This is a genomic window from Bizionia argentinensis JUB59, assembly GCF_000224335.1.
Lineage (GTDB): Bacteria > Bacteroidota > Bacteroidia > Flavobacteriales > Flavobacteriaceae > Algorimicrobium > Algorimicrobium argentinense.
In genome coordinates this window covers 277,880-293,824 of the sequence record NZ_AFXZ01000002.1, presented here as the reverse complement: position 1 = coordinate 293,824, position 15,945 = coordinate 277,880, and the positions used below count along the sequence as shown (strand labels likewise).

Sequence of the window (15,945 nt, the reverse complement as noted above, 5' to 3'; positions counted from 1 at the left end):
TGAGGATTAAAATATCTAATTTCGCAGTATCTAACTAGATTAATAGCTTTATGAGAGATTTATTTGATAAAATTTATAGAGATAAAGGGCCTCTAGGAAAATGGGCTTCCCACGCCGAAGGTTATTTCGTATTCCCAAAATTAGAAGGTGAAATTTCTAATCGTATGAAATTCCAAGGAAAAGAAGTGGTAACATGGAGTATAAACGATTATTTAGGTTTAGCTAACCATCCAGAAGTTCGTAAAGTAGATGCGGAAGCTGGTGCAGCTTACGGTTCTGCATACCCTATGGGTGCGCGTATGATGTCTGGACACACTGAACTTCACGAAACTTTACAAACCGAATTAGCAGCTTTTGTTAATAAAGAGGCAGCGTACTTATTAAATTTTGGTTACCAAGGTATGGTATCAACTATAGACGCTTTGGTGTCTAAAGATGATATTATTGTTTATGATGTGGATGCTCACGCTTGTATTATTGACGGTGTACGCTTACATATGGGTAAACGTTTTACATATAAGCACAACGATGTTGAAAGTTTAGAAAAGAACTTGGAGCGTGCAACTAAAATGGCTGAACAAACGGGCGGTGGTATTTTAGTAATTTCAGAAGGTGTTTTTGGAATGCGTGGCGAACAAGGTCGACTTAAAGAAATTGTTGAATTAAAAAAGAAATATAATTTTAGATTCTTCGTTGACGATGCCCATGGTTTTGGTACACTTGGTGCTACTGGAGCTGGAGCAGGTGAGGAGCAAGGTGTTCAAGATGGTATTGATGTATATTTTGCAACTTTCGCAAAATCTATGGCTAGTACGGGTGCATTTATTGCTGCTGACAAAGAAATAATTGATTATTTAAAATACAACTTACGTTCACAAATGTTTGCAAAATCTTTGCAAATGCAATTAGTTGTTGGTGCGCTAAAACGTTTAGATATGTTGCGTACTATGCCAGAACTGAAAGAAAATCTGTGGAAAATAGTTAACGCTTTACAATCTGGTTTAACAGAACGCGGTTTTGATATTGGAACTACACAAAGTTGTGTAACGCCGGTTTATTTAAAAGGAAGTATTCCTGAAGCCATGGCTTTAGTAAAAGATTTACGTGAGAATTACGGAATTTTCTGCTCTATTGTAGTTTATCCGGTTATTCCTAAAGGATTAATATTGCTGCGTATGATTCCAACAGCAACACATACTTTAGAAGACGTAAGTGTAACTTTAGATGCATTTGATGCTATTAGAACCCGTTTAGAAAACGGAACTTATAAGCGTTTATCTGCGGCGGTTACAGCTGCAATGGAGAAGTAATTCTATAATTTTAAGATAATAAAAAAGCCGATTTTAATTTAAAATCGGCTTTTTGTCATTATATAATTCGTGTTCTTCATTTAAAACTAAAGTACGTTTGGAATACATGCGTTTTATAAGAGTAACCCGCTGTATTTTGTTCAAAGCCTTATAGTTTTAGTCTAGACTCAAATAGTTCAATTTTTTTATAGAACAAACTATAATACTATAATACTTTTTTAAATGTTTTGCGGCGTTTAATAATCCGGGTATCGAAATCTTTCCATATTTGATGAGACGCTAAATTGTCTGCTAATTCTGGCAAACGAATACAGGTTTCAACACCGAATTTTGTAAAGGATTTATGGAACTCATTAAAAATAATAGCCGTTACTCCTTTATTTTGATATTGTGGTTCCACACCAATCAGGTAGAAAAGCGCCGTCTTACTCGTTTTTTTAGCTTTTAGTAATTTTAAAAACCCAAAGGGGAATAATTTGCCATTTGTTTCTTGTAATGCTTCAGAAAACGAGGGTAATACAATAGCAAATGCTACCATTTTATCATGTTCATCAAATACAAATTTGATAAACTCTGGATTGATAAAGTTGATAAATTTCTTTTTGAAATAATCCCGTTGTGCATCAGAAATGGGTACGAAAGAGGATAATTTAGAATAAGATCTATTAAATAAATTGAACATGCTGTCCAAATGTGGGACAATTTCTTTAGTAGTTGTAAAAGTGCCAGCTTTTAATTTAAATCGCTTTAAAATGATATCATTGGCTCTAACAAAACGTTCAACCGGTAAGTCTATGAATGAAAACTTACTTTCTATATATTCTTTCTCCGTTTCATATCCTAATTGCTCCAAATGGTCAATATAATACGCATGATTGTACCAAGTTGCCATTGTTCCTATATGATCAAACCCTTCGGTTAAAGCGCCATTTTTATCTAAATTTGAAAAACCTACTGGTCCTTCAATATATTCCAGTTTATGTTCTTTACCAATTTCAGCGACTTTATTTAACAGCGCTTTTGAAACGTCAACATCATTAATTGTATCAAACCAACCGAAGCGCATTTTCTTAACTTTCTGCTCATTAATTTCAGTCCAATTTATAATAGCAGCAACACGACCAACAATTTGCTTGTTTTTATAAGCCAAAAAGTACCGAGCTTCAGCATGTTGAAAAGCGGGATTTTTATCCGCACTTAAGGTGGCAACTTCATCAGAAATAATAGGTGGTACCCAGTATTTAGAATCTTTATATAACGAAAAAGGAAACGTTACAAAGTTTTTGAGGTCTTTTTTGTTTTTTACTTCTTGTAATTGTATCATGAATCTTTCCGCATCAAATTATTTAATCATCAAAATCGGTTTCTTGTTTTTCGCGCTTGTCTTTATCTTTTCCTCGCGATTTGTTTTCACGACGTTCAAGCTCTTCTTTCGCAGAGGTCCCGTTGTTTCTTTCTTTATCTTTATGAAAATCCAATCGGTACGATGCACCAATGGTTAAACCTAAAACACTAGGTGTGTCTTTAGTGTTAAATGTTAAAGCAGTATCAAGTTGGAAATTTTTATTCATAAGGTAAGCACCTCCAAATCGAATAAGGTTATCCGCATAAAAATCGCTACTAATGCCTTGAGTTTCTCCAAATAGAACCCATTGATCGGTAACAGATTTTGTAAGGGTTAAAATATATGAGAAATCCGATTGGTCGGTTCCAATTCTATCTAAAATAAAGTTGGTAACAAATACCCAACCACTAGAAAAATTGTTTTGAGTAGCTGCCATTACTTTAGGGCTAAATCCTTCAACACCAGGTGCTGTAAATGGGTTATCTTTCGGGTCGTAATTAGCGCCAGCATATATGGCAATGGCTGGAATTAATTGCTTCCATTTAAAAGCTTGGTTGGCTTTCCAACTTCTAACATTAGGTTTTTCTTCACCCGCATTTTTATAGGGATCATAAATCAAATATTTAGCACCAACCGTTAAGGTTTTAAAATTACTAAAAGATTCTTCATTGTCAACAATTCCTGTGTATGAGCGATCGGTAGATTGAAATGTTCCTTCAACATTTAGTTCTAATTGTGGAAAAAGCAAGCCATATCGAACAGCGAAATCTGCGCCAAAGCTTTTATCTTCTCTATTTAAAAGGTTATGATTTTCATTTAATATATAAGGTCCCACTTCAAATTGAACCACATTGGTTCCAACAGAAAATGCGCTACGAGAAACACCCGGTCGGTTAGAATTTATTACATCTGTATATTGCGCATGCGAGTAAAGCGCTGAAAGCGAAACAAGTAGAAATAAAAAGGATTTAATAGATTTCATAAGTCTGTCATTAAAGTCAAATATAGATATTTTATATTTTTTTTAAGTAATTAGGAGCTAATTTAAATGGATAAGAATTGTATTTTTGTAAAAAATTAAGAATATGCTACATCACGCATCTTTTACGGGCTTAATTAAAACAATTTTAATCATATTGTTAGTTTGGTATGGTATGAAAATTTTAACCCGTTTGTTTGCGCCTGCTTTAATGCGCTATGTCGCAAAAAAAGCAGAGGCTAAATTTGGCCAACAGTTCGGACAACAATTTCAACAGAAACAAAAGCAAAATCAGCAACAACCTTCCCAAAAAGAAGGGGAAACAGTTATTGGAAAAGTACCGGAATCAAATACTTCAAATAAAAACGTTGGCGAATATGTAGATTACGAAGAAATTGATTAATTTTCGCTTTAATTGATTAATCCGATTTCATGCAATTTTCAGTAAAAAAATGCCTGCCTCATATTCTTGTATTAGTAGGCTTTATTAGTATTTCATTAGCTTATTTCAGCCCAGTTTTAAAAGGTAAGGAAATTTATCAAAGCGATATAAAACACTATATCGGGATGGCGCAGCAGCAAAAGGATTTTAAAGCCGATACTGGCGAAGAAACCTATTGGACCAATAGTGCTTTTGGTGGTATGCCAACTTATCAATTAGGTGCTAAATACCCGCATAACTATATTAAGAAACTCGATTTGACGCTGCGTTTTTTACCAAGACCTGCGGATTACTTATTCCTTTATTTTATAGGATTTTACATACTGTTAATTACACTAAAGGTTGACTTTAAGTTAGCCGCTTTAGGAGCCTTGGCTTTTGGTTTTTCCACGTATTTAATAATTATTCTCGGTGTTGGTCATAATAGTAAAGCACATGCCATTGCATATATGCCGCTAGTGTTAAGCGGTATTATTCTAACTTTTAGAAAAAAGTACATTATTGGCTTTTTATTGACTACCGTCGCTATGGCTTTGGAATTGGTGGCGAATCATTTCCAAATGACTTACTACCTTATGTTTTTAGTGGTCATTTTAGGTATTGCATATTTTATAGATGCTTATAAAAAACAATTATTACCTCATTATTTTAAATCAGTCGGTATCATGGTGGTTGCCGTTGTTTTGGCTTTAGGTCTAAATGCCACAAACATTCTAGCAACGCAAGAATATGCCGCAGAAAGTACACGTAGTAAAAGCGATTTAACTATAAACACCGATGGTTCTCCAAAAGAAATTACTTCGGGACTAGACAAAGATTATATTACCGAATACAGTTACGGTATTTTAGAAACTTTTAACTTATATATTCCTCGTTTTCTAGGTGGTGGAAGCCGTGAGGATGTTGGAAAAGAATCGGCATCTTATGAGTACTTTTTAGGTCTTGGTGCATCGCCACTTCAGGCTATGGAGCAAGTGAAAAATACACCAACTTATTGGGGAGACCAAACTATTGTTGAGGCGCCTGCTTATATTGGAGCAGTCGTATTATTTTTGTTTGTACTGGCTTTGTTTTTAGTAAAAGGTCGCTTGAAATGGTGGTTAGTCGGAGGTACGGTGTTATCCTTATTGCTTTCTTATGGTAAGAACCTTGGTTTTTTAACCGATTTCTTTATCGATTTTGTACCCATGTATAATAAATTTAGAGCGGTGAGTTCTATTCAAGTAATTTTGGAATTATGTATTCCAATTCTAGCCATTTTTGGGTTGGTACGCTTATTTGATCCACTGGAAAAACAAGAAGAAAAACTAAAAGCCTTAAAATATACCGCAATGATTACTGCTGGTTTAGCTGTGGTTTTTTTACTGTTTAAATCTTCGTTATTTAATTTTGTGGGTGTAAATGATGGTTATTACCGTCAAAATTACGGCCCACCATTTATTGATGCTGTCATTAAAGATAGAAAGGCATTTTTCACGCAAGATACCTTACGAACATTGATTTTAGTAGTGCTTTCTGCTGGAACTATATTTATGTTCCTTAAAGAGAAACTATCCGAAAAATTGGTGATTATCATTTTTGCTGGTTTAATAGTTTTCGATTTAGTGGGCGTAGACAGACGTTATGTGAATAATGATAATTTCGTATCGTCTATTGAAGTTAATAAGCCATACAAGGCCAATTCAGCCGATTTGGAAATTCAGAAGGACAAAGGTCACTTCCGTGTATTCGATTTAGCTTCTGGTGGTGCCCGCGCATCGTACTTTCACAATTCTATTTCTGGTTATCATGCAGCCAAGTTGAAGCGTTTTAATGAATTATTTGATTTTCATATTTCGCAAAATAACATCAACGTATTGAATATGTTGAACACCAAATACATAATCGCTCAAGAAGAGGATGGTACCATTTTCCCTTATACCAATACTGATGCGAATGGCAATGCTTGGTTTATTAGTAGTTTAGAGCAGGTGAATGATGCAAATAATGAAATACTAAAACTCGATAGTTTAAACACCAAACAAAATGCTATAACATCCATGAAAGGTGTGAATAGTAAAAAATTTCCAAAAGATTCAACAGCAAGTATTAACGTTGAAGTGTATAAGCCAAATTATCTAAAATACCAATCGGAATCTTCTGTTGATGGTTTTGCAGTATTCTCTGAAATATATTATAGCAAGGGTTGGAATGCTTATATAGATGGAGAATTAACACCGCATACACGTGTAAATTATGTGTTGCGAGCCATGAATATTCCAGCAGGAAAACATACCATTGAATTTAAGTTTGAACCGCAAGTCATTCAAAAAGGCGGGAATATTGCGTTGGCGAGTTCCGTTATTTTTGGATTACTATGTTTAGGAGGTTTGTATTTTGTATTTAAACGTAAAACTGACTAGTGTGCGTAAAAAGGTACTTATTGTTTCGTATTACTGGCCACCAGCGGGTGGGCCTGGTGTTCAACGTTGGTTGAAATTTATAAAATATTTACCTGATTTTAATATAGAACCTATTGTTTATATTCCTGAAAATCCGAATTATCCCATTGTTGACGAGAGTTTACTTTCCGAAGTATCGGAATCATTAACCATTATTAAACAACCCATTTCAGAACCTTATAAATTAGCAGGTTTGTTTTCGAAAAAGAAAACCGACACTATTAGTAAAGGCATTATTACAAGTGACGAAAAACAGTCGGCTTTAGAGAAGTCACTGCTTTTTATTCGCGGTAATTTTTTTATTCCTGATGCGCGTAAAAGTTGGGTGAAACCTTCTGTAGTTTTTTTGGAAAATTATATTAAAAATGAAGGTATAGATACGGTTATAACTACAGGGCCGCCTCATAGTTTGCATTTAATTGGCTTACAACTTAAAAAGAAACTTAATGTAAATTGGTTAGCAGATTTTAGAGACCCCTGGACAACTATTGGGTACCACAAACAATTAAAGCTCACGAAAAGTGCTAAAAATAAGCATCTGCAATTAGAACGCGATGTCCTGAATACAGCGGATAGAATATTAGTAACTAGTCATGTTACGAAAGCGGAATTTAAAACGAAAACAGATAAACCTATTTCTGTTATTACCAATGGTTATGATGTAAATCATATAGCTAAACCAGCATTAGATTCATCTTTTACTTTAGCACATATAGGTTCCTTATTGTCTAAACGTAATCCAGTAATATTATGGCAAGTTTTAAGTGATTTGATTGCTGAAAACATGGACTTTGCAAAAGATTTTAAACTCAATTTAATAGGTTTTGTGAGTGAAGATATTCTGAAATCTATTGAGAAATATAATTTAAGTAATTATTTAAATAAAATAGGTTATGTGTCACATGAAGAGGCTATTATATTTCAAAAAAAATCACAAGTGTTATTGTTAATTGAAATAAATTCACCAGATACACGCTGTATTATTCCTGGGAAGTTATTTGAATATATGGTTTCTGAAAGACCAATTATAGCGCTCGGCCCTGACGGGTCGGATGTGGCTGAAATTTTAAAAGAAACAAACACAGGTACTTACTTTAAATATGCCGATTACGATGCTCTAAAACTTCAGATACAAGCACATTTTGATGCTTATAAAAAAGGGGCTTTAGAATCTCACGGGATAGGACTGCAAAAATACAGTCGGAAAGCATTAACTAAAACACTAGCGGAATTATTATAAATGGGAGTCGTTGCCAACCAATCCATAAAAAACACGATTATCACCTATCTAGGTTTCGGATTGGGTGCGATAAATGTATTATTTTTATTTACTGAATTTATTAGTGACGAATACTTCGGATTGATAACTTATATTTTTTCTACTGCTAATGTTATGATGCCTATTCTGGCATTTGGTGTTCATAATACAATTATCAAATTCTATTCAACTTATAAAACACGTCAATCACAAAACAGCTTTTTAATATTGATGCTATTTTTACCTTTAGCAATTATTATTCCCGCAACTATAATTGGCTATTTTGCTTTTGATTTAATTAGTTCGTGGCTGGTTGGTAATAATCCCATTGTAGAAGATTATGTGTGGCTCATATTTATTTCAGCGGTGTCATTCTCATATTTCGAAGTGTTTTATGCTTGGTCACGCGTACAAATGCAGAGTGTTTTTGGCAATTTCATGAAAGAGGTTTTCCACAGAGTTGGAACCATGATTCTGTTATTTTTTCTGTATTTAGATTATATTGATGTACAGCAGCTAATTTATGGATTGACTGGTGTTTACGTTGTTCGAATGGTTATCATGAAATTATACGCTTACAGCTTGCGATTTCCGTCTTTTAATACAACTAAAATCACCAATCTTTCATCAGTTTTAAAATATACATCATTAATTATAATAGCGGGATCGGTTGCCAATGTAATTTTAGAAGTCGACAAAATTATGTTGAATCGTTACTTGACTATGGAATATGTGGCTTATTATGGTGTGGCTATTTATATTGCGTCTGTTATTGGTGTTCCTAGTCGCTCTATGCATCAAATTATTAGTCCACTAACAGCTAAATTACTAAACGAAAAGGATAGAATAGGCTTGAAAGATCTTTATAAGAAAAGTTCTTTAAATTTATTCATTATCAGCGGTTTTATTTTTCTGATGATTATTTTGAATATCAATGAATTGTACGAAGTTATCAATGAGAATTATGCCGATGGACTTGTCGTGGTTTTTATAATTAGTTTATCTAAACTTACCGATAGTTTATTGGGGAATAATAATGCTATTTTATTTAATAGTGATTATTACCGAATGGTGTTAGTTTTAGGTGTGCTTCTGGCGGTAACAACCATCGTTTTAAATATGGTATTTATTCCGCTATATGGTATAAATGGCGCTGCTTTTGCTACTTTTTTAGCTATTTCTACTTACAATATAGCTAAATTATGGTTTGTAAAAACCAAATTAAAAATGCAGCCATTTACATCTACAACCGTTAAGGTTTTACTACTTATTTTAGTTAGTTTAGGAGCGTTTTATTTTTGGGACTTCCCTTGGCATCCAATTATAAATATTGGACTAAAAGCTTTACTAGTTGCCATTTTTTATGGGACAGTGGTATATGTATTAGATTTTTCTGAAGACATATCGCATCTTATCAATAAGATTCTAAAACATTTAAAATGAGAAAATCCCACGGTGTAGCTTTTAGGCATACAATTCATGGGACTTTCTAACTAACCAACCAAAATTTTAATTTCTTCTTCTACCAGAGTTATTCTCTCTAGAATTACTGGTAGTATTTCTTTCTTTGCTATATGTACGAGAATTAACCACATTTGGATTTCTATTTCTCAAATTATTTTGAATTCTTTTTTCAGAGGGCTTTCTTACTGAACTACTTCGTGTGTTTTTTCTTTCCTTATTGCGCGTTGATACTTCTCTTTTAGAGTTTCTAGAACCTATCGTATTCTCAATTCGCTTTGGTCTTGACTCTTGTGTAGCGGTTGAAGATCTAGGCGTCGTATTTCTTGTTACACTGTTGGTTCTATTTCGCGTTTGTGGTGCTCTAGAAGCATTACTATTTCTATTAGAACGTGGTGTTTGCGTCGTATTTGCACGTTTAGATGTTGTGTTTCTACTTACATTATCCATTGAATTTCTTCTAGAAGTTTGCTGGGATACACCTTTCCCTCGTCTGTTTGGAGTACGCGTTGCCAACTCTTGGTTTCTTGAAACGGTGTTTCCTCTGCGATTTGCCACGGCTGTTGAACGTCTGTTATTATTCGTATACGCATTGGTATATCTATGTCTAACAGGTGCATAATGTTGTCTGTATGGTGTTGTGTAAACCACACGGTATTTATGCACAGGAACAACATAATACTGGTGCCATGGTCTGTAAACATATCCGCGGTTATACGGGTTTATGTATCCAGTATAATGACTAAAATGGTTATGACGGTTATAGTGTACATATAATCCACCAATACGGGTTAAATAACCAAAGTTATTATAACTGATGCGTACATCCCCAACACGCACTACGCGACCGTAATAATCGTAATAAACAGGTACATGCTCAATTTGAACAATGGCACCAAATTCATCATATTGAACATAAGCATTGTAATCATATCCAGTGTTAAAACTAATATTCACGTTAGATCTGTTTACCGATATGTTCATATTATTCGTGTAATTGGCCATATGAAAATCAAACTGACCATCTGGGAATACGGAAAATTCAATTCCACCTTCAACAAAAATAAAATTATTACCATAACCTCTATAATTGTTTGCATGGGATTCCGCACTAGGTGTTTCACTTGTGCTTGCCATGACTGCTGTACTCGATAAAAATAGTACCGAAAGAAAATATGCTAACTGTTTCATAATTGTAGTGTATTAAATTAAACTCATTTGTTATAAACAAACAACGTGCCAAAAACAGACAGAGACATCTAATGTGTTGACAGTCAGTTTTAAATAATTATATCTCAAAAGAAAATTGCGGAAAATCTAATTTTATTATTTACGATTTTGAACAAAGCTAATAAGATTTAAAAATTTAAACTTTACTTCTTAAACCTTATTAAGGCGTTGATTTGCACTTTTTTAGTCTCATTTAATTTGTCGGAATAAAAGTCTTCTGAATTATTAATATTATGGTGATTTCCTGATATATGATGTATACAAAAGCAAAGTGTATCACAAATTTGACACATATTATCAAACGGTTTAACTAAATCTTTTTAACTGATAATTTGGTTTACAGTTATAGTTTTCAATCCTATTTACCATTTTTTAAATAAAGGCACGTGTTTTCTATCTTATTAGGGTTTATATTTTACTTATTCATGAACATATCGGCTTACGCTTTGATGTTTGATTTAATAAATTGTTTAGTCGAAAACATAAATCATTGATTTTGAATACTTAATAGTTCTGATAAAACGGTTTCTTTTTTATAGATTTAGAAATCAATAAAACCTCATGACGAATAGTAAGTATACTTGTAAAAATTGTGAAGTAAATTTCAATAAATCATTTGCTTTTTGTCCGCATTGTGGTCAGAAACGAAATGATAAGCTTACAATTAAGGTTTTATTTTACAATACAATAAGTAATTATTTTTCTTTTGATGCGCGCTTTTTTAAAAGTTTTTTTCCGCTCATATTTAGGCCGGGATTTCTAGCCATAAAATTCATAGAAGGTAAGCGCTTGTTGTGTTTACATCCTGCACAAATGTATCTTTTTGTCTCCTTGGTCTTTTTCTTTTTGTTCTCTTTTGTGGAGCAGGACCAAGCGGAACGATTAGATGCTAATTTAATTGAAGCGTTTCAAAAAAACCATTCAGAAAATTCGACCAAACGACCATCTCAAATTGTGGAAGTTTTTAAAGACTCCTTAAATAAAGGTGAACTACGAGAGTCTAATAATAGAAAACAAATTAGATCTAATCTAAAGCGTATTGAAACAGATTCTAGTTTAGCTAATGCGGAATTGGAGAATTTTGACATTAACAACTTTTTATCATTAGAACGTAAACTTGACTCTTTAATTGAAATCGACGCGCCAAATGAACTAATATATAAAAAAATGGGAATGACCGATGCAGATGGTTATTTTACAAAACGCGCTTATGCACAATCGTTGAAGTTTTATAAATCTAAAAAAGCTTCTAGTATTTTGATGTCATTTTATAGTATGATACCAATAGTTATGTTTTTTCTTCTGCCTATTTTCGCCCTTATTTTGAAAATCTTACACTTAAAGCGTGGAACTTATACGCATCATCTTGTGTTTAGCTTTTATTACTTTTCGTTTTTATTCACATTACTAAGCGCCGTAATTGGAATTAGCTTTATTTGGAGAATCCCTAACTGGATAGATTGGCTTCTGGTATTATGTTCAGTGTTGTATCTATTATTCGCCCTGAAAAATTTTTATGAACAAGGCTGGGGCAAAAGCATTCTGAAATGGGGAATTACCATATTTGTATTTTTAGCTTTTATTATACCTGTAACTATGAGCTTTTTAATGATATATTCATTTTTATATCATTAAAGTTTTTCCTTCAAGTATTTACCTGTAATAGATTTTTTATTCTTGACAAGTTCTTCTGGCGTACCTTCGGCAATTAGGTAACCACCGCGTTCGCCACCTTCAGGTCCTAAATCTATTATATAATCGGCACACTTTATCAGTTCTAGATTATGTTCAATCACAATTATAGAATGTCCTTTTTCAATTAAAGCGTAAAAGGATTTTAATAACTTCTGAATATCATGAAAATGTAATCCAGTTGTAGGTTCATCAAATATGAATAAAGCCTGATCACTTTTACTACCTTTTCCTAAAAAAGTAGCCAGTTTAATACGTTGTGCTTCACCACCAGAAAGGGTAGAGGAGCTTTGGCCTAAAGTAACATAGCCAAGCCCAACATCTTGTAAAGGTTGTAGTTTAATTTGAATTTTTTTCTGTTCGTGTTGGGTGAAAAATGCAATAGCGTCATCAATGGTTAGATTTAAAACATCGTCGATAGATTTTCCTTCAAAAGTAACTTCTAATACCTCTTTTTTAAATCGTTTACCATTACAGGTTTCGCAGGTTAAATGCACATCGGCCATAAATTGCATTTCAATAGTCACTTCACCTTCACCTTTACAGGTTTCACAGCGACCACCATCCACATTAAAACTAAAATGCTTCGGTTGAAAATTTCGAATTTTACTTAATTTCTGACCTGCAAAAAGTGCGCGAATATCATCATAAGCTTTAATATAAGTAACGGGATTGGAACGTGAAGATCGTCCAATAGGATTTTGATCTACAAACTCAATATGTTTCACGTTGCTAAAATTTCCTTTCAATTCAGAAAACTGTCCTGGTTTATCACCTAAATCTGTTATTTTCTTTTGTAAGGCAGGATAGACAATCTTTTTAATTAAGGTACTTTTTCCACTTCCAGAAACTCCAGTAACCACGGTTAACATGCCTAGCGGCAAGGTAACATCAATGTTTTTTAAATTATTTTCTTTAGCACCGATAATTTCAACAGCATATTTGGACGTGCGTCTTTTTTCAGGAACTTTAATTTCTAAATCGCCATTTAAATATTTAGCAGTCAAAGATGATGATTTCAAAATATCTTGAAACGTACCTGTTGCTACTACGTGTCCACCAAGTGTTCCAGCTTCAGGTCCAATATCTATGATTTCGTCGGCCGCCATCATAATATCTTCATCATGTTCGACCACAATCACCGTGTTTCCAAGATCACGTAAAGCTTTTAAAACGTCAATTAATCTTTCGGTATCTTTTGGGTGTAAACCAATACTAGGTTCATCTAAAATATACATAGAACCAACTAAACTACTCCCTAAAGAAGTTGCTAAATTTATTCGCTGACTTTCACCACCTGAAAGGGTATTGGACTTTCTGTTAAGCGTTAAATAACTTAATCCTACATTATCTAAAAAGCTTAAACGGTTGTTTATTTCTTTTAATAAACGTTTAGCAATTTGATTGTCGTGTTCGTTTAATTCAAGGTTTTTAAAGAATTCTGCCAGTTTATCCAATGGCATATCCACCAAATCGGTGATAGTGGCATCCGTGATTTTTATGTAGTCTGCTTCTGGACGTAAACGTTTCCCGTTACAGGTTTTACACTTGGTTTTTCCACGATATCTAGAAAGCATTACACGATTCTGAATCTTATATGCTTTCGATTCTAGTTCGGCAAAAAAGCTATTCAATCCTTCAAAATATTGGTTACCGTCCCAAACTAATTGTTTTTGAGCAACCGTTAAATCATAAAAAGGTTTATGTATTGGAAAGTCAAATTTATGAGAATTATTAACCAGCTGATCACGAAACCAGCTCATACTATCGCCACGCCAAGCAAAAACGGCATTTTCATAAATGGATAATCCGGTATTTGGAATCACTAAATCTTCATCAATTCCAATAACGTCACCGTATCCTTCACAAGTTGGACAGGCGCCATACGGATTATTAAAACTAAATAAATGAACGTTTGGTTCTAAAAAATCGATACCATCCAATTCAAATTTATTACTAAAATGTTCTTGTTTATTATCGGAGAGCGATTCGATATAGCAATTGCCTTTTCCTTCAAAAAAAGCGGTTTCAATGGCATCTGCTAATCGGTTATAAAAATCTTCTTCATCTTTTGTAATTACGCGATCGACAACCAAAAAGATATTCTCTGGTTTTTCGTCAATGTCCATGGCATCATCAATTCTAACAACGGAGTCTTTTACTTTAATTCTGGCATAACCTTGCTGATTTAAAACCTTTAGTTTGTCTTCTAACGTTCTGCCTTCTTCTAAAAAAATAGGAGCGAGGAGAAGGAGTTTTTCACCTTCAGGAAAAGCTTTTACCGATTTTAGTACATCGGCAACGGTGTCTTTTTTAACCTCTTTACCTGATTTTGGTGAATAGGTTTTACCAATTCTAGCAAATAGTAATTTTAGGTAATCGTAAATCTCGGTAGTAGTTCCAACGGTAGATCGTGGGTTTGTAGAGTTTACTTTCTGCTCTATGGCAATGGCAGGTGCGATACCCTTTATATAGTCGACTTTTGGTTTATTCAATCTGCCTAAAAATTGTCGGGCATAACTAGATAAGCTTTCTACATAACGTCTCTGACCTTCAGCATAAAGCGTATCAAAAGCTAAACTTGACTTACCAGAACCCGATAACCCTGTAATAACAACGAGTTTATTCCTAGGAATAACAACATCTATATTTTTTAAATTGTGCAATTTCGCACCTTTTATAATGATGTTTTCTTTCGGATTGACTTCAGAAATATTAGTGTACATAAGCTATTAGCAGAATTAATCTTGCAAAGATACTACAACTAAATTCCATTAAAAAATAGAATGGTTTACAAATTATTCAACTTAAAAGTAATAATAGTTTGTTTTTATGAGGGTTTTGTTGTTATCTTTGAATTCTATAAACCTAAAAACCATTGGAGTAGCCTATACGTTTAACATTACTTTATAAATTATACCCTATTTAACCCAATCCAGACATAGTCTGGTATAAAAGTAATGATTATGCAGGACGATCTTATCACAGACGCTACCTTGGTCACCAAATATATTCACGGAAACGAGCAAGCTATTGAATCTTTAATCAATAGACACAAGCAACGTATATTTAGTTTTATTTATTCAAAAGTTTATGATCGGGATGTTGCCGATGATATTTTTCAAGACACCTTTATTAAGGTTATTCGGACTTTAAAAGCCGGGAAATACAACGAAGAAGGTAAATTTTTACCTTGGACTATGCGTATTGCCCATAATTTGGTTATAGATCATTTCCGAAGAAACAACCGTATGCCTAAATTCAGTAATACGGGCGATTTTAATATTTTTTCTGTTTTGAGCGATAGTACTTTAGATGCCGAAAGACGCCTTATTAAAGATCAAGTAGAGCATGATGTTCGTCGCGTTATTGAAGAGTTACCTGAAGATCAAAAAGAAGTTCTCATGATGCGTATGTACAACGACATGAGTTTTAAGGAAATATCGGAAAAAACAGGCGTTAGTATTAATACAGCTTTAGGTAGAATGCGCTATGCTTTAATTAATATGAGAAAGATTATAGATAGACACAATATTGTTTTAACTAATTGATACAATATAATTTAACTTGTTGCGTTAAGTAAGTATAACCATAAAATTTGAAAATAAATGGCAAAACTTTACTCTCAAAAAACAAACCAACGACAAGTTGATTTAAACCCAAAAGAGGAAACCATAAAATTTCTTCTTGATTACTCGAAGGCTTTAAGTGTTATAAATTGTAATAAGATGAAGTTTGAAGCACTTCTCAACTAAACTTTGAAAAAGTCCTGATTTATTAGTCTCAG

General features: G+C 33.4%; 12 protein-coding genes. 8 read left to right on the top strand and 4 right to left on the bottom strand.

Annotated features, from left to right (window positions below):
- Positions 1 to 50: 50 nt before the first annotated feature.
- The gene (locus BZARG_RS01465) at positions 51 to 1,310 is read left to right on the top strand and encodes an aminotransferase class I/II-fold pyridoxal phosphate-dependent enzyme (protein ID WP_008634382.1); all 1,260 of its coding nucleotides are present in this window, start codon (positions 51 to 53) and stop codon (positions 1,308 to 1,310) included.
- Between the two features lie 205 nt (positions 1,311 to 1,515).
- Here BZARG_RS01465 and BZARG_RS01460 read toward each other — a convergent pair whose 3' ends face one another.
- Together BZARG_RS01460 and BZARG_RS01455 are read right to left on the bottom strand one after the other, a co-directional pair.
- A complete protein-coding gene (locus BZARG_RS01460; RefSeq protein ID WP_008634298.1) occupies positions 1,516 to 2,634 on the bottom strand; it encodes a hypothetical protein in 1,119 nt (372 codons plus the stop codon).
- A gap of 22 nt (positions 2,635 to 2,656) precedes the next feature.
- On the bottom strand, positions 2,657 to 3,637 hold the full coding sequence (locus BZARG_RS01455) for a transporter (protein WP_008634215.1): 981 nt from the start codon (positions 3,635 to 3,637) through the stop codon (positions 2,657 to 2,659).
- 103 nt (positions 3,638 to 3,740) lie between these two features.
- On the opposite strand from BZARG_RS01455, the gene BZARG_RS01450 reads away from it, so the two are divergent.
- The 4 genes from BZARG_RS01450 to BZARG_RS01435 are packed head-to-tail and all read left to right on the top strand — an operon-like array spanning position 3,741 to position 9,218.
- Entirely contained in the window at positions 3,741 to 4,037 is a 297-nt protein-coding gene (locus BZARG_RS01450; RefSeq protein WP_008634648.1) for a DUF4834 family protein, read from the top strand.
- A gap of 29 nt (positions 4,038 to 4,066) precedes the next feature.
- Complete coding sequence (locus BZARG_RS01445; protein ID WP_008634545.1) at positions 4,067 to 6,478, top strand: YfhO family protein; 2,412 nt, start codon at positions 4,067 to 4,069, stop codon at positions 6,476 to 6,478.
- Between the two features lies 1 nt (position 6,479).
- Positions 6,480 to 7,757, top strand: coding sequence for a glycosyltransferase family 4 protein (locus BZARG_RS01440; protein ID WP_008634264.1), 1,278 nt, complete (start codon positions 6,480 to 6,482; stop codon positions 7,755 to 7,757).
- Positions 7,758 to 9,218: a lipopolysaccharide biosynthesis protein gene (locus BZARG_RS01435; protein WP_008634381.1), complete on the top strand. Its 1,461-nt coding sequence runs from the start codon at positions 7,758 to 7,760 to the stop codon at positions 9,216 to 9,218.
- Between the two features lie 66 nt (positions 9,219 to 9,284).
- On the opposite strand, the gene BZARG_RS01430 is transcribed toward BZARG_RS01435, so the two are convergent.
- A complete protein-coding gene (locus BZARG_RS01430; RefSeq protein ID WP_008634228.1) occupies positions 9,285 to 10,427 on the bottom strand; it encodes a hypothetical protein in 1,143 nt (380 codons plus the stop codon).
- 600 nt (positions 10,428 to 11,027) lie between these two features.
- Between BZARG_RS01430 and BZARG_RS01425 the strand changes: the two genes are divergently transcribed.
- Positions 11,028 to 12,101, top strand: a complete 1,074-nt coding sequence (locus BZARG_RS01425; protein WP_008634246.1) for a DUF3667 domain-containing protein — start codon at positions 11,028 to 11,030, stop codon at positions 12,099 to 12,101.
- Here BZARG_RS01425 and uvrA read toward each other — a convergent pair.
- A complete protein-coding gene (gene uvrA / locus BZARG_RS01420) occupies positions 12,098 to 14,884 on the bottom strand; it encodes an excinuclease ABC subunit UvrA (protein ID WP_008634432.1) in 2,787 nt (928 codons plus the stop codon). The genes BZARG_RS01425 and uvrA overlap by 4 nt on opposite strands.
- A 240-nt stretch (positions 14,885 to 15,124) precedes the next feature.
- Between uvrA and BZARG_RS01415 the strand changes: the two genes are divergently transcribed.
- Together BZARG_RS01415 and BZARG_RS15835 are read left to right on the top strand one after the other, a co-directional pair.
- Positions 15,125 to 15,709 carry an RNA polymerase sigma factor gene (locus BZARG_RS01415; RefSeq protein ID WP_008634462.1) on the top strand — a complete coding sequence of 195 codons (585 nt, stop codon included), beginning with the start codon at positions 15,125 to 15,127 and terminating at the stop codon, positions 15,707 to 15,709.
- 57 nt (positions 15,710 to 15,766) lie between these two features.
- Positions 15,767 to 15,913 (top strand): hypothetical protein, encoded by a 147-nt coding sequence (locus BZARG_RS15835; protein WP_008634224.1) that lies wholly within the window; start codon positions 15,767 to 15,769, stop codon positions 15,911 to 15,913.
- Positions 15,914 to 15,945 lie beyond the last annotated feature (32 nt).

Excerpts from the sequence above, each read along its gene's own strand:
- uvrA (WP_008634432.1), bottom strand. The coding sequence starts at position 14,884 with ATGTACACTAATATTTCTGAAGTCAATCCGAAAGAAAACATCATTATA.
- BZARG_RS15835 (WP_008634224.1), top strand. The coding sequence starts at position 15,767 with ATGGCAAAACTTTACTCTCAAAAAACAAACCAACGACAAGTTGATTTA.
- BZARG_RS01415 (WP_008634462.1), top strand. The coding sequence starts at position 15,125 with ATGCAGGACGATCTTATCACAGACGCTACCTTGGTCACCAAATATATT.
- BZARG_RS01455 (WP_008634215.1), bottom strand. The coding sequence starts at position 3,637 with ATGAAATCTATTAAATCCTTTTTATTTCTACTTGTTTCGCTTTCAGCG.
- BZARG_RS01425 (WP_008634246.1), top strand. The coding sequence starts at position 11,028 with ATGACGAATAGTAAGTATACTTGTAAAAATTGTGAAGTAAATTTCAAT.
- BZARG_RS01450 (WP_008634648.1), top strand. The coding sequence starts at position 3,741 with ATGCTACATCACGCATCTTTTACGGGCTTAATTAAAACAATTTTAATC.
- BZARG_RS01465 (WP_008634382.1), top strand. The coding sequence starts at position 51 with ATGAGAGATTTATTTGATAAAATTTATAGAGATAAAGGGCCTCTAGGA.
- BZARG_RS01445 (WP_008634545.1), top strand. The coding sequence starts at position 4,067 with ATGCAATTTTCAGTAAAAAAATGCCTGCCTCATATTCTTGTATTAGTA.
- BZARG_RS01435 (WP_008634381.1), top strand. The coding sequence starts at position 7,758 with ATGGGAGTCGTTGCCAACCAATCCATAAAAAACACGATTATCACCTAT.
- BZARG_RS01460 (WP_008634298.1), bottom strand. The coding sequence starts at position 2,634 with ATGATACAATTACAAGAAGTAAAAAACAAAAAAGACCTCAAAAACTTT.
- BZARG_RS01430 (WP_008634228.1), bottom strand. The coding sequence starts at position 10,427 with ATGAAACAGTTAGCATATTTTCTTTCGGTACTATTTTTATCGAGTACA.